Genomic DNA, 18,677 nt, shown 5'->3' with positions numbered 1-18,677 from the left:
GGGCGATAGTGTGCCCGCATGACCAATGCGAACATCCCTGCGGGCTGGTACGCCGACCCGCAGGGCACCCCCCACCAACTGCGTTGGTGGGACGGCTCCCAGTGGACCGCGCACACCCACCCGGGCCAGCAGTCGTCGGCGCCGGCGCAGAGCCGGGCGCCCCAGATGGCCAAACACCCCGCACACGAGGCGCCACAGCAGCAGACCCCGCTGCAAGCTCCTCAGCAAACTCTCCAGCAGCAGACGCCCTCGCAGCAGGCGCCTCAGTTCCCGCCGCAGGGGCAGCAGCAGGGCGGCGCGCCGTACGGCCAGCAGGAGCAGGGCCGGCAGGGCTACGGCTCCCCCCAGCAGCAGACGCCCGGCCAGCCAATGCCGCAGCCGTACCCCCAGCAGCAGGTGCCGGGGCAGCCGGGCGGCAACCCGGCGGGCATCCAGCAGCAGGTCCAGCAGCAGGCCGGGGTGGCGCCCACCGGGCCGGGCGGCGGCACCCTGTTCACCGAGCCGGTCCTGGTCGTGAACCAGAAGGCCAAGCTCATCGAGGTCACCAACGAGTACTCCGTTTTCGACCAGCACGGAAACACCCTCGGCGCGGTGGTGCAGGTCGGCCAGAGCACCGCGAAGAAGGTGTTGCGCGTCGTCTCCAGCCTGGATCAGTACATGACCCACAAGCTGGAGATCCGGGACGCGCACGGCCAGACGCAGCTGTTGCTGACCCGGCCCGCGAAGCTCATCAAGTCCAAGGTGCTGGTGGAGCGTCCGGACGGCCAGCAGGTCGGCGAGATCGTGCAGCTGAACGCCATCGGGAAGATCAATTTCGCGATGATGGTCAGCGGCCAGCAGGTCGGCGCCATCAAGGCCGAGAACTGGCGCGCGTGGAACTTCGCGATCGTGGACCACACCGACACCGAGGTCGCCCGGATCACCAAGACCTGGGAGGGCCTCGCCAAGACGATGTTCACCACCGCGGACAACTATGTGCTGCAGGTCCACCGCCAGTTGCCCGACCCGCTGCTGAGCCTGGTGGTCGCCACGGCGCTGACCGTCGACACCGCCCTCAAGCAGGACGCCCGCGGCCTTGGGTGAGCCGCCGGTCACCCCAGCGGACCGGGCCGCCGGCGCCCCCGTGGGACGCGGCAGCCATGTCCTCGGTGTGGACTCCGGCGGCTCCGGGCTGCGGATCGCCGTCGCCCGCGCGGACGGCCACGGGGTCGGCCCGTCGGTCACGTACGCCTCTGACGAGCCGGTACACACCGGCCCGGCGGGTATCGACGCGGCGCATCTACTGTCCCAACTCCTGCCTGCCGCCGATGAGTTGCGGCACGAGACCGGCGCGGACGAATTCGCCGCCTGCTGTGTGGGCGCCGCCGGGATGGGCAGCCTGGGAGACGATCTGCGCGCCCGGTTACCCGCCGCGCTGGCCACCGCGTTCGGGGTCCGGCACCTCGCCCTGGCCGCGGATGCCGTCACCGCGTACGCCGGGGCCCTGGACCAGCGGCCCGGTGCCGTCGTCGCCGCGGGCACCGGAATGATCGCCCTGGGCACGGACCTGACCCCGGCGGCCGGCTGGCGCCGCGCGGACGGCTGGGGCCATCTGCTGGGCGACTGCGGCAGCGGCGCCTGGATCGGCCGCGCCGGGCTGGAGGCCGCGATGCGCGCGTACGACGGACGGCGGGGCGGTTCGGCCGCCCTACTGGCCCGCGCGGAAGCGATGTTCGGGCCGGTCACCGAGCTGCCCGGGGCGCTCTATCCGAGGCCCGACCGGCCCGCCGCACTGGCCTCGTTCGCCCCGGAAGTCGCACGGTGCGCCTCCGAGGACCCGGTGGCCGCGGGCATCCTGTGCGATGCCGCGCGCCACATCGCCGACGCCGCCGCAGCGGTCTGCCCTCCGGGATCCCGCGGCGCGGTGGCGTACACCGGCGGCCTGTTCCGTATCGGCGAACCGCTGCTGGCTCCGCTGCGCGAAGCGCTTGCCGATCGGCTGCCGGACGCTCTCCTGACCGAGGCCGCGGGAAGCCCCCTCGACGGGGCTGTCACCATCGCCGCGGCGCTCGCCGGAAACCGCCTGGTTTTGCCCACCGATCCGAAGTTGTTGCAGATCACGCGGCATGTAAGGGGTTAGCCGGCGAGACGCGCGGGATAAATCGGGACGGATACCTCTCGACCGAGCCCTCCCTCGGCGCCGGGGTGGTCCGAGGCATTAGCATGCGGCGCCATGAGTTCCCCCACTGGGCCCGCACCTGGCTCGCCCCATGTTGACGCCGCAACCCCGAGCCCTGGAGCCGCACCCGGCCTGCCTGTACGTATGCCGCGCGCGCGAAAGTCCGGCCGCCACCGCAAGCCGGAACCGCTCGCCGCCCCCGAGGGCGCACCCGCCCTGGTGCTCGCCGTGCCCGGCACCCCCGCCCCCGCCTCCCGCAGCCTGGCGGAGGAGGTCTCCAGCATCGCCCGCTCCGAGCTGCCGGGCCTCGACGCCCGGATCGGCTACGTCGACGGCGGTGACGACGAGTTTCCGTCCCTGGAGGCCGTGCTGGCGCAGGCCGCCGCCGAGCAGACGGCCCGGGAAGGCGCCGACGGTCAGTCCCCGGAGGCCGGTCCCGCCGCAGTCGTCGTCCCGCTGCTGGCCGGCCCGGACAGCGCGCTGCAGCGCCGGATACGCCAGGCCATCATGAACAGCGGCTCCGGCGCCGAGCTGACCGATGTGCTCGGCCCGCACCCGCTGCTCGCGGAGGCCCTGCACGTCCGGCTGTCCGAGGCCGGTCTGGCGCGCGCCGACCGGGCGCGGCTGTTCACCGTCGCCACCGCCGCGGACGGCATCATCCTCGCCACCGTGGGCGGCGACGAGGCCGTGCAGGCCGCCGGGATCACCGGCATGCTGCTCTCGGCACGGCTGGCGGTGCCGGTGCTGGCCGCCGCGCTGGACGAGGAGGGCGCGATCTCCCGCACCGCCGAGCAGCTGCGCGGCTCCGGCTCGCAGCAGCTGGCGCTGGCCCCGTGTCTGATCGGCCCGGAGATCGCCGATGGCCTTGTGGGGGCGGCCGCGGCGGAGGCGGGCTGCGCGTCGGCGGAGGCGCTCGGCGCGTACGGCGCGGTGGGTCGGCTGGTGCTGTCGAACTACGCGGCCGCGGTGGGTATCACCCTGCAGCAGGGCGCGCCGGTCCGGTAGGGCACTCCGTCGGCGGACCTCCGAAGGGCCGCTCCGCACAGAGCGTGTGGGGTGGCCCTTCGCGCTGTCCGGGCGGGGCGGGCCGGGCCGGTAGGTATCGCGTGAGGTGTGATGCGTGACGAGTGTCGGGTGAATGCGTGTCGGGTGATGGGTGTCGCGTGATGCATATCGCGTGATCAGCGCAGACGCCCTTCTGCGGCCTGGAGCGGTGGCGGGGAAGGTGCGGGCGTGCCCGGCCCTCCATGCGTCCGCGAGCGCCCCTGTCATCGGCTTTGCCGTACGTCTCTCGTGTCGGCCGACGGGTGGGGCGGCGGTCACGGTCTACGTTCGTGCGGGTCCGGTGTTGACCGCAGGCTCCTCGGGCCGCGAGGAGGCCGCCTACGGGAGGAGTTCCATGCCGGGTACTGATCCGAGTCCGGAGTCGGACTCGCGGCCGGGCTCCGAGTCGGACTCGCGGCCGGGCTCTCAGTCGAGTTTCCAGTGGGGTGCCTCGGACACCTCGGACACGGACGCCGTCCGCGCCTGTTTCGCGAGCTGTCTCGCGCAGGACCGCGCGGCCAGGGGCCGGCTGCTCGCCGAGGACTTCGTCTTCACCAGTCCACAGGACGACCACATCGACAAGGGCGCGTTCTGCGTAGGGGACGGCCGGGTCACCGGGATCGAGGGGTACTTCGGCGGGCGGTTTCCCGCAGGGGTGAGCGCCCGGGGCCGGACCGACGTGGTCAGGCGAGGTCAGGCGAACACCACGCAGGAGGCGGCCGGTGCCTCGATGGAGCCGGTCCGGGCCGGGATACCCGTGTCCGGGTCGACGGTGAACCAGGTGACGTCGCCGGAGCGTTCATTGGCGGCGTAGAGATACCTGCCGTCCGGGTGGAGTGCCAGGTCGCGAGGCCAGTGGCCGCCGCAGGAGACGGTCGTGACGAGGGTCGCGGGGACGTCCGGCGCGGCGAGGGACAGCACGGAGATGCTGTCGTGGCCCCGATTGGCGGCCCAGGCGAACCGACCTTTTGGAGAGATGACGAGTTCGGAGGGAAAGGTACCGGCCGACGGGACACCGTCGGGGAGCAGACGGGTCTCCCCCAGTGGCGTGAGCGTGCCCTGGTCGGCATCCCAGCGGCAGACCGTGACCGTCGGATCGAGTTCGTTGACGACGTAGGCGCGGTCACCGCGCGGGTGGAAGGCGAGATGGCGCGGTCCGCTGCCGGGCCGCAGCGGGACCTCGTCGCGTACGGTCAGCGCGCCGGTGGCCGCGTCGAGGGCGCAGACGCGCACCGAGTCCGTGCCGAGGTCGACGCTGAGCAGCAGCCGGCCGGCGGGATCGGGCAGCACGGCGTGTGCGTGCGGGCCCTCCTGACGGCCGGTCTGCGGGCCGCCGCCGCGGTGCGGGAGCACGATGGCCGGCCCGCCGAGCGTGCCGTCGGCCCGTACCGGGAGCGTACTGACGCTGCCGGAGCTGTAGTTGGCGGTGATGAGGTGGCCGCCGGTGAGCGTGAGGTGGGTGGGATCGGCGCCGCCTACGGGGACCGCGGGGGCGAGAAGTCGGGGCCCCTCCGGGGTGAGGGTGAAGGCGGCGGCCGCGCCGTCCGGGGTCTCGCTGACCGCGTAGAGGAGGTGGCCGTCCGGGCTCGTGGCGAGGTAGGAGGGGTTGGGGACGGCGGCGGTGGCGTGCCGCGGGGTGAGTGCGCCGGTCCCAGGGTCAACGGCCGCGGTGGTGATGCCGAGGCCGCCGGCCGTGGTGAACGATCCGATGTACGCCCGCAGGGTGTCCGTCGTGGCCACTGGTCCGCCCTTCACCCGCCTGCCCGTTGAGGTGCTCGGCCGACGCTAACAGCCGACGATGAAGTCGGCAGCGCTGCGCAGAAAAATGCCGCTGATGCTGTGTACCGAGTCAACAACCGGATCCATAGCCAGATCCATGGACGTAAGCGCGTACCGTCCCGGAGCGCCGACACCAGCCACGAGACACTGGCAACTCAAGCGCCAATCAAGGGCGCACGGGTGGAGCCTCTCAGTGGTACAGCGAGTTCGGCGAGGGCCCGTTCCAGACCGTGCAAGTGGGCGAGCGCTGGTTCTGCCGCAGCACCTGCCACGAGAGCAGCGGATTCCACCGACGGCGCGCACGCTTTCTCCGCCGTCGTAAGCCCTTCCACCGCAGCCTCCACACGCCAGCAGGCGGCAGCCAGGCGGGCGTCGTGAGAGGCTTCCGGGTCTGCAGCGACGGAGGCCAGTCCGCGAACCTCGCGGGCGCAGTCGTCGAGCAGCGCGAGAACGCGACGAGCCCTTTCCTTACGAGCGCGCATCGGGCTCAGTGGATGCACCAGCGGGGCGAGAGAAAGCCGCACCCGCCCGAGCAACAGCTCCAGTTCAGCGACACGTGGAGCGGGGTCCGCGGCCTGATCACCCGCGAGGCGCGCGGCGGCCTCGGCAGTGCATGCGTGCACGCAACGCAAGGCGCGCTCGATCCAGGCGTCGGTGGTGGCGTGGGTGGTGATGGGCAGTACGAAGAGGACCGCCAGCACGGCGCCGAGCACCCCGACACCGGTCTCTGCCACACGCAGAGCCAGCAGACCGGGGTCGAGCACCCCCAGAAGCCCGTAGAGCAGCCCCGCCATCACCGTCACCGAGAGCATCATCCAGGTGTACGAGACCGCGGCCGTGTAGAAGATCCCGAAGACACACACCGCGACGAGGACTGCACTGGGCAGCGCCGCTCCTTGCAGCGGGACAGCAACAACCATTCCGACTGCGATCCCGATCACCGTCCCGAGGACCCGGCGGAAGCTGCGCACGAGGGTCTCGCCTCGCGAGGCCGTGTTCACGAAGACCCACCACGTGGCGCCCACGGCCCAGTACCAGCGCTGCTCGGACAGCAGCTGCCCCGCCAGCAGGGCGAAGGCACCGCCGGCCATCGCCTGGACGGCCTGGCGGGTGGTCGCACGGGCAAGGCCCGTGCCGCCCGGCGGGGTGGGCACCACGGCCGGGGGCAGCCGCCGCTCGTAGCACCAGAGGCCGAAGCGCACGGCGGAGGAGGCGAGCAAGGACAGGAGCATGGCGGTGTACAGCTCGGGCAGCTGGGCCGGCACCGTGTGCAGGAATTGCGTGGCGAAGAAGGTCATAAACGCGAATACACCGAGTGCGTGACCGCGCGGGCCCCAGCGGCGCGCGTACACGCCTGCCCCCACAATGGCGATGAACGCCACGTCCCGCGCCCCGGGTACGTCGTGCAACACCGCCGCGAGGGCGAGCACCGGGAATCCGATCGTGGGCAGCAGCACGGTGCTGATCACCTGCCCACGGACCGTCGGGTCGGTGACAGTGAAGAGGGCGAGGAGTGCGGCGAGTCCACCGGTGATAGCCGCGACGAGCGAATGCCCGGCAAGGCCACAGACTGCCACCGCCAGGCCGACGCCGAGGACGGCCCGAACGGCACCGCGCAGCCGCAGTCGCCCGGCATCTGGAGCCACGAACACCCTCTTCAGCACAGATTCCCGCCCCTTTGCGTTCCAGCATGAAAAAGGCGCCACGGAATCCGCAGCGCCATCGACGGGTACATCACAGCATCCAGGGCGCTGCTGGCTCAACAGAAGCCGAACTTGTTGAGCCATTGGCACAGCCTCGTTTGCACCTGGCACACCGTAAGGAGACCAACGGTCCACCAAGGTGGACCAAGCTCCCACTCGACTCCGGGCCGGGTCCGGCTACCGGCGGGGAGTGCGCTGCGGGTACAGCGCGCCACCGGAGGACAAGAGGTCGTGACACACGGCTATGTCACGCGCGCGCTTTGTGATGAGCGGCTGCTGCCTGGCACCGAGTGGATTCGGCCCAAAGCCGAGGCGGAGGACCGTGGGAGCCCCCGTTACACGGATCAGGGGCGTTGTCCAGGCGCGATCACGGGACCTGTCAACCGGCTGGATCGAGTGTCCCACTTGCCGCTCACACCAGGCCCGCAACCTGCAACTTCAAGGTGGCGAATCCCCCATGGTCCCCGCCGCGGCTCACCGCCCAGGCAAGCGCATAGCCCGCGCTGTTGAGGGCGCAGTGCAGGGCCATGGGCGGGATCAGGCTGCCGGAGCGGCGACGGAGCTCGCACAGCAGGACGCCGGCGAGGGCGGTGCCGGCGACGGCCGCCGTCACGGAGAGGGCGACGCCGGTCGCACCGGGGCCGAAGACCGCCGCGGCCGCCGCGTTGGCGTGGGTGAGGCCACGTGACGGCTGGATGTGCCAGAGACCGAAGAGCGCCGAGGAGACGGCGGTGGCCCATGCCGGACCCCACCGTCGTGTCACCAAGGCCCACAGGACACCGCGGAAGGCCATCTCTTCGAGCAGCGCCGTGCCGAGCGGTACGCGTACCAGTACCCGGTACACGACCTCTCCTCCGGACAGTCCCGCCACACGCTCGTCCTGGAAGACCTCCCGGGTGAACGGCACGGCGAGGCCGATCAGATACACCACCGTCACGGCTCCGGCCAGGACCAGTCCCCAGCGCAGTCCGCGGCGGGCGGAGGCCCTGCCGAGCCCCAGCTCGCCCCAGGTGAGTCCGGCCCGGCGGGCGATCAGCACGAGCAGCGCGGCGGCGGTGGCGCACACCGGGACGTACGCGGCGGGCGGGAGCAGGTTATTGAGCGCGTTCGCGGCCGCGAGCACCACGACGGCGAGGAGCAGCATCGGCATGGTCGCACCAGGATCGCCGACCCTGGAGACTAGGGGCCCGCAACGCGCCCAGTTGCATCCCACGACCGGAAATCCCGGCCATACGGTCACAAACGGTATGGGCCGTACGGTCACGAACGGTATGTCAGCCTGGTCGCACCGCACTCATACTTCAGCGAGAATCGTGCGCGAGCCGGGCGGTTCCGTGGTTCTGGGCATGGTGGGGACGGGCGATGTCGGCCTGTGGGCTGGGTTGGAGACGGTCTTCGCGCGGGTGGCGGGGGTTCTCGCGGACGGATCTGCGGAGGGTGCGGGAGTACGTGGCGAACCTCGTCGATGACCAGGCCCGCAATACCCTCTGGCCACCCGCGTCCAGCGACTGGTGACGTGGCTGTCACAGACTCTGCGTGCTCAAGCTCTGCGTGCTCAAGCATGGCAGGAGTCGGGGCTGGGCGCCCCGGCCGACAACGACGAGCTCAAGCGAAAGGCCACCAGGCCGGGGCAGCAGAATTCCAGCTGACCGGCGCGCTGCAGGAGGCCCCACCCCGTCGGACCTCGATGCCGCGCGGGCGGCCAACCCGGACCTGACACAGGTTCTTCGACCAGCGCGGGTAGACGCTGCCCGACGGGGCACACGCACGGGTTGGCACCTGCCGGCGCTCCCGCGGCATGCCGGTCGGGCCCCTTGTCCCACCTGAACAGAAAGGAACTCCGCAACGGCCTCGGTCGCTGAGCAGACGCCCGTGATCACCACACACGGGTCGGGCTCAGGGCTGCTTTCGCCATTCAGCCAAGGCGTTTCCCGACTCGCTGCACGAAGCCCCGAACGTCGTCAGCAGCTTGATTGCCGGCTGCCGACGCTGGGATGCGATGACCGCCCGATCGTGCCATGGAGGAAACACGACCCCCGATACGGAGAGGTCCCGGTCGACCTTCTGCCGCAGGGCCTTGCCGTTGGCGGCGTCGACGTCGAACGTGGTCTTGTACCAGTCGTTCGTGGTGACGACGTCTACCGACCAGATGGTGGCGCCGTCATCGGAGTCTTCGAGACTCACGCCGGTGACGGTTCCCTTCTTCCGGTCGTCGGCGGCCGTGGCCGCCTGCTGCGGAGAGATCTCGGCCTTACTCAGCCGGTCGGCACAGTGCCGAGAAGCGCCGCCACACATGAACGCGAAGATGCCCAGCGCCTGGCCGTCCTCTCTCTCGCTGACGGCCTTCTCACGACTGGGCGCAGCGGCTGACGACCCTGCGTGGGCGCCTCGACAGGCACGACAGAGGCGCTGCGGGTGTCCGGGGACGGCTCCATTGCCGCCCGGCGCAGTCCATCGCAACGCCATCTGTGGAGCAGAGGACTATCCGTCGGGCCGGTGGCTCAACATCTCTGCGAAGATTGAGCCATTGGTACAGTCACAGGGAACGCACGCAATCCGTGAGGAGGCGGTTGGACCATGGCTGTGGACGCCCTCGACGCGAAGATCCTCCGGCTGCTGCTGGAGCGGCCGCGCACCAGCGTGCGGGAGTACGCGCGCATCCTCGGTGTCGCCCGCGGCACCGTGCAGGCGCGTCTGGACCGTCTGGAGCGGGACGGGGTGATCACCGGCTACAGCCCGCGGCTGTCACCCGCCGCCCTCGGCCATACCGTGCTGGCGTTTGTGCACATCGAGGTGACGCAGGGGCGGCTGGAGGAGGTGGCCGCCGCGCTGTCCGAGGTGCCGCAGATCATCGAGGCGTTCTCGACGACCGGCGGCGGGGATCTGCTGACACGGGTGGTGGCGCGGGACGCGGAGCACCTGGAGGACGTGATCCAGCGGCTGATCAGTCTGCCGGGGGTGGTGCGCACGCGTACGGAGGTGGCGCTGCGGGAGCGGGTGCCGCAACGGATGCTGCCGCTGGTGGAGGCGGTGGGCGGCACGTCGAGACAGCGGTGAGGGTGTGGACGGCACGTCGAGAAGCGATGAGCGTGTGGACGGCACGTCGGTACAGCGGTGAGTGGCGTTGGGCGGTGGTGAGCGGCCCCGCCGCGCGTTGCCGCTCGGGCGCCTTGGCATGCTGGGTGGCATGAGCTCCTCCCCCGCCTCCCAGGTCACCCGCGTCATGTCCGCCCCACGCGCCCCGGTGATCTTCGATCTTGACGGCACGTTGGTGGACAGCGAGCCGAACTACTACGAGGCGGGGCGCCGACTGCTGGCCGGTTACGGGGTGACGGACTTCAGCTGGGAGCACCACAGTCGCTTCATCGGCATCGGGACGCGCGAAACGCTGGAGATCCTCACCCGGGAGTTCGGCATCGACGCGCCGGTCGAGGAGTTGCTGGCGGTCAAGAACCGCACCTATCTGGAGCTGGCACGGGCGCATACCGAGGTCTTCCCCGAGATGCGCGGTTTCGTGGAGCGGCTGTACGCGGCCGGGCATCCGATGGCGGTGGCGTCGGGCTCGTCGCGGGCGGCGATCGAGGCGGTGCTCGACGGTACGGGGCTGGACTCGCTGCTGACCACGATCGTGTCGGCCGAGGAAGTGGCGCGCGGTAAGCCCGAGCCGGATGTGTTCCTGGAGGCGGCGCGCCGGCTGGGCGTCGAGCCGGCCCATTGTGTGGTGCTGGAGGACGCGGCGCCGGGAGCGCTGGCGGCGCATCGGGCGGCGATGCGGTGCATCGCGGTCCCGTACGTGGCGGAGACGGCCGACGATCCGGCGTTCGCACAGGTCGGGCTGCTGTTCAGGGGCGGCCAGGGCGAGTTCACGGCGCGGGCCGCGTACGACTGGATCGGGCGGCCGGTTCGGTGAGGTGAACGGGCGGGGCGCCGGTGATCACGGGAAGCGCAGGGACCCGGTCAGCGCCGGACCGGCCGACCGGCCGGTGTCCCCGGTGTTCCGCCGCCCCCGGTGCCGCTACGGGCCCCGGTACCGCCGGCGTTCCCGGGCACCGGGGCGGAGCAGAATGACCGGATGGAACTCACCGTCTGGGTTGATGACTGGCAAATGCAGTGCTGCGGCACCCCGTTCAGCATCGGGTCACCGGTGTCCTGGACACTCGTCGACGCCGACAAGGAGTGGCTCGCCGACGTCGTGGGCGCCGATGCCGCCGACCGGGTCGACGGCGCCGAGGAACATCACGGCGGGGCCGGTGAAGCGGCGGAGACACGGGCGACCGTCGCCGGGATCAGCGCGGTGCACTGCCGGTACGCGCCCCGCCCCGGGGGATCCGACACCACGCGCCACCCCGTGCCGGGCTCGGGCACACTGACCGCGCTGACCTCGGCGGACGGCTGGACACCGGACGATGGCGAGCGGCAGTTCTGCGGCTACCTCGTGGAGCTCACCGGGGCGCATCGGTGAGCTGGGGGGCGTCCCCGGCGCTGGGCCCGCTCATGACCACGCATGACCACGGCGGACGCGCCGAAGGCGGTCGCCCGGCGGGCGCTGGGGTGGCACGGGTCAGCGCTCTTGGGCGGTCGGCCGGACCATGATCTCGTTGATCGCCACATGGGGCGGCTGAGTGATCATGAAGCTGATGGAGCGGGCGATGTCCGCGGCCCGCAGCCAGCGTTCCTGCGGCGTGCCGAACGCCGAGTAGCCGTCCGCCGTCATCTCGGTGGCGGTCAGCCCCGGCTCGACCAGGCCGATCCGGACGCCTCGTCCGTGCACCTCCTGGCGCAGGGACTCACTGAAGGCGCACACCGCGTGCTTGGTGGCCGAGTAGACGCCGTTGTTCTTCCGGGCGATCCGGCCCGCGACCGAGCTGACGTTCACGAGGTCGGCGACGCCGCGTCCGCCCTCCTCCGCGGCGCGCAGCAGATGCGGAAGTGCCGCGTGCGACAGATGCAGCACGGCCTTGAGGTTGAGGTCGACCATCCGCTCCCAGTCCTCGGGGTCGCTCTCCTCGACCGCGCCCCGCGCTCCGTATCCGGCGTTGTTCACCAGCACGTCCAGCCGGCCGAAGTGGCGCACCGTGTCCTCGACCGTCCGACGGGCCTGATCCGGGGCACTCAGGTCCGCGGTCAGCGCGAGGGACGGGGCGCCCTCCGCGCCGACCGCGTCGGCGAGCCGCGCCAGCCGGTCTGCGCGGCGCGCGACCAGCGCGAGGGAGCACCCCAGCCGGGCGAGGGACAGTGCCGTCGCCTCCCCGATGCCGCTGGAGGCTCCGGTGACCAGCACCACGCTCCCGGCCAGCGGCTTGTCGGCCGCGGGCGCTGCTCCGACTCCGGCGGTCCCGGCCCCGGCCGGGGTGTGCTGCGGCTCCTCGGTGTCCATGGCGTGCGATGTCCTCCCTGGTCGGTCCGTACGCCCTGGAGCCTCTGCGCTCCGCCACCGGTTCGGTCCCGACGGCGCGGGTCAGTCCAGTAGCCCCAGGGACTTGCAGGCGGCCTCGAAATCCTTGGTGCAGATCCAGCTGGCGGGTACGGCACCGTCGCGGATAACGGTCTCCTTCATATTCTGCTTGGTGACGATCTGCGCGTCGAAGAGCTTGGCCGGGATCCCGGACTTGCTCTTGTTGTCGACGGTCGTCGGGGCCAGGGATTTGATGCTCTTGCCCCGCAGAAGACGGAAGGCGATTTCGGCGGCGGTCTCGGCCTCCGGCCTGACCTGCTTGTAAATCGTGAACGACTGAGTTCCGCTCACCAGGCGTTGCAGCGCGGGGAGTTCGGCGTCCTGGCCGCCGAGCGGCACATTCTTGAGGCCGGCCGATGCGAGCGCCTCGGCGGCTCCGCCCGCCATTCCGTCATTGGCCGAGTAGACGGCGTCGACGCCGGTCGGGCCGTGGTCCTTGATGACCTTGGCCAGCTGCTTCTTGGCTTCGTCCGAGGACCATTCGGGGATGGACCGCTCGTAAATGATCTTGTGTACCTTGCCGTCGAGGACCGCGTGGGCGCCCTTCTTGAACGACGGGGCATTGGGATCGGTCGCCGAGCCGTTCAGCATCACGACATCGGCGGCGGCCGCCTGTGAGCCGAGGGCATCGAGAATTCCCTGTCCCTGCAACTGGCCGATCTTCTCGTTGTCGTAGGAGACATACGCCGCGATATCGCCCTCGACCAGCCGGTCATAGGCGACGACCTTGACGCCCTTCTTGGCGGCCGCGTCCACCCAGCGCCCCGCGGCCTCGGAGTCGACCGGGTCCAGGATGATGACCTTGACCCCCTTCTTCACCAGGGCATCGAACTGTCGCTTCTGGATATCGACCTGGGAACCGGCGTTGCGGTAGTCCAGTTTGCATTCGAGGCAGAGCGTCGAGATCCGGCTGGAAATGACGCGGCGGTCGAATGTCTCGTAACGCGACGCCTTGTTCTCCGGGAGGAGCAGCCCGATCGACTCCGGACCGGCACCTGCATCGTCGTTGCCACCTCCGCAGGCCGCCAGTGGCACGGCAAGGGAGAGTGCCATTGCACCAGTGATCATACGACGCAGTGCTGCATTCATTTCAGGTACCTCCGCAAGGGGCCGCCCTGACCGGCCCGTAACGGCTGAAAGTGAACGTCACAGCCACCCTCATCGTCAAGAATCGAACCAATAACGGCACAAACGTGACTTGAGCGTTGGCACCTCGAACTCGGGCGCCGGAGCGGACCCAGGACGACCGGAGCGCGCTCGTCGCCACCGTACGGCAGCGGCACCGCTCGTCCGGTCACCGTCCCACAAGGGCTCGGCAGCTCACCGCCCAGGTCCGGGCCGGGTCCCGGGCGACGGGCCCATACCTCAAGGGAGGCCCGCCGCTCCGGAGCGGCGGGCCTCCCTTGAGGTATAAGCACATAAGAATCATTCCAGACCAAGGGACTTGCAGGCGGCGGCGATGTCCTTGACACACAGCAGGTCGGTACGGACGACGCCGTCGCGCACCACGGTGTCCTTCATGTTCTTCTTGGTGACGATCTTCGCGTTGAAGAGCTTGGCGGGAATCCCGGACTTGCTCTTGCTGTCGACGGTCGTCGAGGTGAGGGATGCGATGCTCTTGCCGCGCAGCAGGCGGAAAGCGATTTCGGCGGCGGTCTCGGCCTCCGGCCTGACCTCCTTGTAAATGGTGAAGGACTGCGTCCCCTTGATGATGCGCTGCAGTGCGGCGACTTCGGCGTCCTGGCCGCCGAGCGGCACATTCTTGATACCGGCCGATGCGAGCGCCTCGGCGATGCCGCCCGCCATCCCGTCGTTGGCCGAGTAGACGGCGTCGAATCCCTCCGGGCCAAGGGCGTTGATGACCTCGGTCATCTTCCTCTTGGCCTCGTCCGGTGACCAGTCCGGGATGTCGTGCTCGGAGACGATCTTGCGGACCTTGCGGTCCAGGACCTTGTGCGCACCCCTCTTGAACGACGGCGCGTTCGGGTCGGTCGGCGAGCCGTTCATCATGACGACGTCGGCGGTGGCCGCCCGGGAGCCCAGTGCCGCGACGATGCCCTGGCCCTGGAGCCGGCCGACGTTCTCGTTGTCGTAGGAGATGTATGCCGCGACATCGCCCTCGGCGAGCCGGTCGTAAGCGATAACCTTGACGCCTTTCCTGGCGGCCGCGTTCACCCAGCTCTTGGCCGCCTGGGCGTCGACCGGATCCAGAATGATGACCTTGACGCCCTTCTTCACCAAACCCTCGAACTGCATTTTCTGGGTCTCGACCACCGACTGCGCATTGCGGTAGTCCAATTCACATTCGAGGCAAAGGGTGGCTATCCGCCGCGAGATGATGCGGTAGTCGAACTTCTCGTAACGAGCCGCTTTGTTCTCCGGCAGAAGCAGGCCAATGGACTCCTTTTTGGCGCCTGCGTCGGATTGATCCTTTCCGCAGGCCGCCAACGGTACGGCAAGCGAAAGCGCCATCGCACTGGTGACGATGCGACGCAGTCTTGCATTCATTTCAGGTACCTCCCATGGGGCCGCCCTGACCGGCCCGGAACTGCTGCAGTGAACGACACCGCCGCGCCATGGTCAAGAATCGAGGCGACAACGATACAAAAGAGAGTTGTGTATGGGCCAAGTAAAGGGAGGAGGGTTGCCTGATAGAGCGTCAAGTCGGCGGAGGGGAGGACGGATGGAGTAGTACGGGGCGGCTACGGCACCCCCCGCAGATCCCTGAAGCGAAGATCAGCGTCCTTTTCGGCTTTTCCGGCGTTTGGTCGTACAGCACACGATGATTACCAATGTCCCCATTCGTCCTTCATGTTCCCTCTGGACGGTGCCCTTCCCTCACTCCCTCTCTCGTCTCCTCCTCTTGACCACGACCGCTCAGTTGGGCTTGTCACCCCAGGACAACTTCGGGGCGGGCTTGAGTGGGCCGACCGGCCTCGACGTACTGACCGGCAACCGAACCCTCGCCCCCGGGGTTCCATGAGGACAGGAGCCATACATGTCCCGGAAGAGAAGAGTCGGCAAGGGCACAAAGATCACCCTCTTCGCCAGTGCCGCCACGCTGGTCGGCGGAATCGCCATGGTCACCACCGGCACCAGCCAGGCGTCGGCGGCGTGCGACGGACTGGCCACCGCACTGAGCAACAACCAGAAGTTCATCGCCGCGCAGCAGGCCAACCCTGACGCCCAGTCAGTCGCCCGGATCGCCAACCGTCAGGCGGTGATCAAACAGATCGAGGCCCAGCGGAAGGCGGCCGGATGCGTGGGAGGAGGCGGCGAAGGCGGCCAGGCAGGTGACGCCGGCGGCGCCAACGACAACGGCGGCGGTGATCAGGCGCAAGGCTCAGCAGCGCCGGAGGGCGAGGTGGTCTGCAAGGGGTCGACGGTGACCGTCTCCGGCGAAGGCGGTGCACCGGCGGCGTCCAGCGGCGAGTTCCCCGCCGGCACCAAGCTGAAGGTGACCAACCTGGACAACAACAAGTCCACCACCGTGTCCGTCACTTCGACGTCGGGCAGCTGTGTGCTGCTCAACAACGCGGCGTTCGAGCAGGTCCGCGAGGAGGGGAAGTTCCTCATCCGCAATGCGCGGATCGAGCGCGTGGGGTAGCTCGCCAGGCAACACCCCACCACCGGTGCGCCACAGACTCCAGGCTGTGGCGCACCGCCATGTGTACGACGGGATTGGATGCGTGTGTGCGATGGCGACCGGCTGGCTGCACGCGACGCCCCATTGCCCGCAATACCCGCGAAACAATGGTCCATCAGCCGAGATGACGTTTGACCGTCTCGAAGCGCGCCGCTACGTTCGGCCGCATGCCTACGTCAGCTCCCCTCACCACGCGCGGTCATATCGACCTGCTGCGAGTGACCTCCGCCGCGTGTCACCGCGGCCGCTGACGCGCTCTCCACCTCTCACCCCCGATCTCCGGTTCTCCCACGCTCTCCCCTCGCTCTCTGCGGTTTCTGATTCGCGGTTGCCGGTCACCGCCGGTCGGTTCCTCCCCCCGCGCAAGCCTGTGAAAGGCCGTGTGACATGTCCGTACACCTGCATTGGTTTCTGCCGACCGGCGGCGACGGGCGAACGCTCGTCGACCGGCACACGTACACCGACGGCGGTATCCGGCGCGACCGCATCACCCCGGTCAGCGGGGTACGCGCCCCGGACATCGAGTATCTGGCCCAAATCGCAAAGGCCACCGAGCAGTTGGGGTTCGAAGCGGTCCTCACACCGACCGGCACCTGGTGCGAGGACGCATGGCTGACGACGATGGCGCTGACCCAGGTCACCGAGCGGCTGAAGTTTCTGGTCGCCTTCCGGCCCGGAGTGATCTCACCGGTGCTGGCCGCACAGATGGCCGCGACGTATCAGCGCATTGCGCGCGGGCGGCTGCTGCTGAATGTGGTCACCGGCGGCGACCCGACCGAGCAGAAGCGGTTCGGTGACCCTCTCGACCACGACCGGCGGTATGCCCGCACGGATGAATTCCTACAGGTCGTACGGGGTGTGTGGAGTGGCCGGCCGATCGACTTCGAGGGCGTGCACTACCAGGTCGAGGGCGGTCTGACCGCGCTGCCGCCGGACCCGCTGCCGCAGATCTTCTTCGGCGGTTCGTCGGGGGCCGCGGGGCCGGTCGCGGCCCGGAACGCGGATGTCTATCTCACGTGGGGCGAGCCGCCGGCGCAGGTGAAGGAGAAAATCGACTGGATTCGCGGGCTGGCGGAGCAGGAAGGGCGTACGGTCCGCTTCGGCATCCGGCTGCACACCCTCTCACGGGACTCCGCGAAGGAAGCCTGGGCGGCCGCCGGCCGACTGCTCGACGACCTCGGTCCGGACACCGTCGCTGCCGCCCAACAGGCCCTGGGCAAGAGCGAGTCGGTGGGCCAGCAGCGGATGCTGGCGCTGCACGGCGGTGCGCGCGACAAGCTGGAGATCGCACCCAACCTGTGGGCCGGTGTCGGGCTGGTACGCGGCGGGGCGGGCACCGCGCTGGTCGGGAGCCATGGCGAGGTGGCGGACCGGATCGAGGAGTACCACGCCCTGGGCATCGAGCACTTCGTCCTCTCCGGCTATCCGCACCTGGAGGAGGCGTACTGGTTCGGCGAGGGCGTACGGCCGGAGCTGGCGGCCCGTGGCCTGCTGGACGCCGGGTTCTCCCCCGTGACCGCCGCCGTGGCGCCGCGATCGGGTGCGGGGCTCCCGGGAGGTTCTCGTACGCGGCAATGGTGACGGTCGCGGAGCCGGCGCTTGACTGCGGGAGCGCGGCATCGACCGGATGCCGCTGCAAGGCGCCGATATGCACGTCGATCTGGCCTGCGGGCCGGGGCGGACGGCCGGTGGCACGGCTCTCACGCAGCCGGCCCTCGAATGCCTCGCGTTGTTGCTCGGGCGTGGCGTCGGGCAGCTCGGCCTGGACCTCGGCAGCGACACGACGGCGGCGGCCGCGACGATCGATGACCAGGTCCTCGCAGCGCTCGCAGACGCCGCCGGAATGCATGAGGACGCCCTCGTCGCACCGCATGTCGGTGCAGGGGCTCAGGGTGGGCAGCCCTCGTCCGAGCAGCCAGCCCACCGGGTCATGCACTCCAGAGGCACGGCCGGGCTGGGCGGTCAGACGGCGTGTCAGCCGGCGATCTGCGCCCGCAGCCGGGCCGTCTCCTCCGCCTCCGCCGCTGCCTGCAGTTCCACCTGCTCCACGCGGTGCAGGCGCTCGACGCGAGGGCTGCGCCGCGCATCCGGCACGACCTTGCCCTTAGCCTGCACGGGGGCGACGGTCGCGGCGCGCACCTGGGCGGCGCCCGTCTCGTAGACGGCGGCACGCCCCTGCAGCGTCGGAGTCTCGGCCTGGGTGGGGAGCTGGGCAGGGTGCCATGCCTGGCTGCGGGTGGCGAACAGGTACTCGGCGGTGCGGGAGCGAACTTGCTCCGCGGCTTCGGTGGCGGCTTCCTCGGCGGCCTCAGCCGAGGGGTGCAGGCGGCGGAGCTGCGCCTGTCGGGCGAGGTCGGCCTCGGCCTGGGCCTGGTGGGTGAGGCCCAAGGCGTGCAGGGCGGTGGCGCGCTGGTCCTTGAGGATCGACTCGGCAGCGAGTCGTCCGGCGATGGCGATCGTGATGTCGGTGGCTCCGTCGGTATCGACGCGGCCGCAGGCGTCCTGGATGCGGGTGCGGATGGTGGCCTCGGCCTCGGCGGCGAGGGCTGCGGTGATGCCGGGGTCGTGCGGGTCGCCGAGACCAACGGCGGCCGCGGTGACGGCCTGGCCAACGAGCTTCTCGGTCTCGCCGTGCTCCCAGCACACCGCGCACAGCCCGCCGGTCTCGGGTTCCCCGCACTGCGCGCACGGCCGGGCACGGCGAGCTCGTTCGGCGGCCTCAGCCTCGGCACGGGCCCGATCGGCAGCGGCCCGGTCCGCTACCTCCTGAGCCGCAGCCTGGCGGCGGCGCTCCTCGGCCCGAGCCACCTCCAGCCGCCTGCCGACCCGTGCCGGCACGTCGTCCCACCGGCCCCTCTTCCCTCCCACCGTGATGGTGTGCAGAACCCGGCA

16 protein-coding genes are annotated in these 18,677 nt (G+C 70.2%); 8 read left to right on the top strand and 8 right to left on the bottom strand.

The features are described 5' to 3' along the window. Positions 1-18 precede the first annotated feature (18 nt). The 3 genes from K9S39_RS39390 (at position 19) to K9S39_RS39380 (ending at position 3,163) form a co-directional block, all read left to right on the top strand. Positions 19-1,083, top strand: coding sequence for a phospholipid scramblase-related protein (locus K9S39_RS39390; protein ID WP_248868067.1), 1,065 nt, complete (start codon positions 19-21; stop codon positions 1,081-1,083). Further along, a complete protein-coding gene (locus tag K9S39_RS39385; protein ID WP_406708099.1) occupies positions 1,076-2,119 on the top strand; it encodes an N-acetylglucosamine kinase in 1,044 nt (347 codons plus the stop codon). The genes K9S39_RS39390 and K9S39_RS39385 overlap by 8 nt, the downstream gene beginning before the upstream one ends. A gap of 93 nt (positions 2,120-2,212) precedes the next feature. Then, positions 2,213-3,163, top strand: a complete 951-nt coding sequence (locus K9S39_RS39380) for a sirohydrochlorin chelatase (RefSeq protein ID WP_406708098.1) — start codon at positions 2,213-2,215, stop codon at positions 3,161-3,163. A gap of 732 nt (positions 3,164-3,895) precedes the next feature. On the opposite strand, the gene K9S39_RS39375 is transcribed toward K9S39_RS39380, so the two are convergent. The 4 genes from K9S39_RS39375 to K9S39_RS39360 form a co-directional block, all read right to left on the bottom strand. After that, positions 3,896-4,942, bottom strand: a complete 1,047-nt coding sequence (locus tag K9S39_RS39375; protein WP_248868064.1) for a lactonase family protein — start codon at positions 4,940-4,942, stop codon at positions 3,896-3,898. A gap of 194 nt (positions 4,943-5,136) precedes the next feature. Beyond that, entirely contained in the window at positions 5,137-6,645 is a 1,509-nt protein-coding gene (locus K9S39_RS39370) for an FUSC family protein (RefSeq protein WP_248868063.1), read from the bottom strand. A 451-nt stretch (positions 6,646-7,096) separates the two neighbouring features. Continuing rightward, a complete protein-coding gene (locus K9S39_RS39365) occupies positions 7,097-7,834 on the bottom strand; it encodes a CPBP family intramembrane glutamic endopeptidase (protein WP_248868061.1) in 738 nt (245 codons plus the stop codon). Positions 7,835-8,580: 746 nt separating this feature from the next. After that, positions 8,581-8,979 carry a PepSY domain-containing protein gene (locus K9S39_RS39360; RefSeq protein ID WP_248868059.1) on the bottom strand — a complete coding sequence of 133 codons (399 nt, stop codon included), beginning with the start codon at positions 8,977-8,979 and terminating at the stop codon, positions 8,581-8,583. A gap of 282 nt (positions 8,980-9,261) precedes the next feature. Between K9S39_RS39360 and K9S39_RS39355 the strand changes: the two genes are divergently transcribed. The 3 genes from K9S39_RS39355 (at position 9,262) to K9S39_RS39345 (ending at position 11,146) form a co-directional block, all read left to right on the top strand. Further along, a complete protein-coding gene (locus K9S39_RS39355) occupies positions 9,262-9,741 on the top strand; it encodes an Lrp/AsnC family transcriptional regulator (protein WP_248868058.1) in 480 nt (159 codons plus the stop codon). Between the two features lie 130 nt (positions 9,742-9,871). Continuing rightward, a complete protein-coding gene (locus K9S39_RS39350) occupies positions 9,872-10,594 on the top strand; it encodes an HAD family hydrolase (RefSeq protein WP_248868057.1) in 723 nt (240 codons plus the stop codon). 162 nt (positions 10,595-10,756) lie between these two features. After that, positions 10,757-11,146: a DUF6578 domain-containing protein gene (locus tag K9S39_RS39345; protein WP_248868056.1), complete on the top strand. Its 390-nt coding sequence runs from the start codon at positions 10,757-10,759 to the stop codon at positions 11,144-11,146. A gap of 99 nt (positions 11,147-11,245) precedes the next feature. Here the strand turns inward: K9S39_RS39345 and K9S39_RS39340 are convergent, their stop codons facing one another. The 3 genes from K9S39_RS39340 to K9S39_RS39330 all read right to left on the bottom strand — a co-directional run bounded on the left by K9S39_RS39340 (position 11,246) and on the right by K9S39_RS39330 (position 14,647). Beyond that, positions 11,246-12,061 carry an SDR family oxidoreductase gene (locus tag K9S39_RS39340; RefSeq protein ID WP_248868055.1) on the bottom strand — a complete coding sequence of 272 codons (816 nt, stop codon included), beginning with the start codon at positions 12,059-12,061 and terminating at the stop codon, positions 11,246-11,248. A gap of 81 nt (positions 12,062-12,142) precedes the next feature. Then, positions 12,143-13,228 (bottom strand): sugar ABC transporter substrate-binding protein, encoded by a 1,086-nt coding sequence (locus tag K9S39_RS39335; protein WP_406708097.1) that lies wholly within the window; start codon positions 13,226-13,228, stop codon positions 12,143-12,145. 336 nt (positions 13,229-13,564) lie between these two features. After that, positions 13,565-14,647, bottom strand: a complete 1,083-nt coding sequence (locus tag K9S39_RS39330; protein ID WP_248868053.1) for a sugar ABC transporter substrate-binding protein — start codon at positions 14,645-14,647, stop codon at positions 13,565-13,567. Positions 14,648-15,137: 490 nt separating this feature from the next. On the opposite strand from K9S39_RS39330, the gene K9S39_RS39325 reads away from it, so the two are divergent. Together K9S39_RS39325 and K9S39_RS39320 are read left to right on the top strand one after the other, a co-directional pair. After that, positions 15,138-15,746, top strand: coding sequence for a hypothetical protein (locus K9S39_RS39325; protein ID WP_248868052.1), 609 nt, complete (start codon positions 15,138-15,140; stop codon positions 15,744-15,746). A 426-nt stretch (positions 15,747-16,172) separates the two neighbouring features. After that, positions 16,173-17,366: an LLM class flavin-dependent oxidoreductase gene (locus tag K9S39_RS39320; protein ID WP_248868051.1), complete on the top strand. Its 1,194-nt coding sequence runs from the start codon at positions 16,173-16,175 to the stop codon at positions 17,364-17,366. A gap of 393 nt (positions 17,367-17,759) precedes the next feature. On the opposite strand, the gene K9S39_RS39315 is transcribed toward K9S39_RS39320, so the two are convergent. After that, on the bottom strand, positions 17,760-18,653 hold the full coding sequence (locus K9S39_RS39315; protein WP_248868050.1) for a hypothetical protein: 894 nt from the start codon (positions 18,651-18,653) through the stop codon (positions 17,760-17,762). Positions 18,654-18,677 lie beyond the last annotated feature (24 nt).

The sequence above is a fragment of the Streptomyces halobius genome, assembly GCF_023277745.1.
Lineage (GTDB): Bacteria > Actinomycetota > Actinomycetes > Streptomycetales > Streptomycetaceae > Streptomyces > Streptomyces halobius.
Note: the sequence above shows the minus strand (reverse complement) of the source record. Positions and strands in the feature narration are given on the sequence as shown.

What these genes read in the sequence shown, in the direction of transcription:
- K9S39_RS39325 (WP_248868052.1), top strand. Translation starts at nt 15,138, where the DNA reads ATGTCCCGGAAGAGAAGAGTCGGCAAGGGCACAAAGATCACCCTCTTC.
- K9S39_RS39390 (WP_248868067.1), top strand. Translation starts at nt 19, where the DNA reads ATGACCAATGCGAACATCCCTGCGGGCTGGTACGCCGACCCGCAGGGC.
- K9S39_RS39335 (WP_406708097.1), bottom strand. Translation starts at nt 13,228, where the DNA reads ATGAATGCAGCACTGCGTCGTATGATCACTGGTGCAATGGCACTCTCC.
- K9S39_RS39345 (WP_248868056.1), top strand. Translation starts at nt 10,757, where the DNA reads ATGGAACTCACCGTCTGGGTTGATGACTGGCAAATGCAGTGCTGCGGC.
- K9S39_RS39355 (WP_248868058.1), top strand. Translation starts at nt 9,262, where the DNA reads ATGGCTGTGGACGCCCTCGACGCGAAGATCCTCCGGCTGCTGCTGGAG.
- K9S39_RS39380 (WP_406708098.1), top strand. Translation starts at nt 2,213, where the DNA reads ATGAGTTCCCCCACTGGGCCCGCACCTGGCTCGCCCCATGTTGACGCC.
- K9S39_RS39330 (WP_248868053.1), bottom strand. Translation starts at nt 14,647, where the DNA reads ATGAATGCAAGACTGCGTCGCATCGTCACCAGTGCGATGGCGCTTTCG.
- K9S39_RS39340 (WP_248868055.1), bottom strand. Translation starts at nt 12,061, where the DNA reads ATGGACACCGAGGAGCCGCAGCACACCCCGGCCGGGGCCGGGACCGCC.
- K9S39_RS39320 (WP_248868051.1), top strand. Translation starts at nt 16,173, where the DNA reads ATGTCCGTACACCTGCATTGGTTTCTGCCGACCGGCGGCGACGGGCGA.
- K9S39_RS39365 (WP_248868061.1), bottom strand. Translation starts at nt 7,834, where the DNA reads ATGCCGATGCTGCTCCTCGCCGTCGTGGTGCTCGCGGCCGCGAACGCG.
- K9S39_RS39360 (WP_248868059.1), bottom strand. Translation starts at nt 8,979, where the DNA reads ATGTGTGGCGGCGCTTCTCGGCACTGTGCCGACCGGCTGAGTAAGGCC.
- K9S39_RS39350 (WP_248868057.1), top strand. Translation starts at nt 9,872, where the DNA reads ATGAGCTCCTCCCCCGCCTCCCAGGTCACCCGCGTCATGTCCGCCCCA.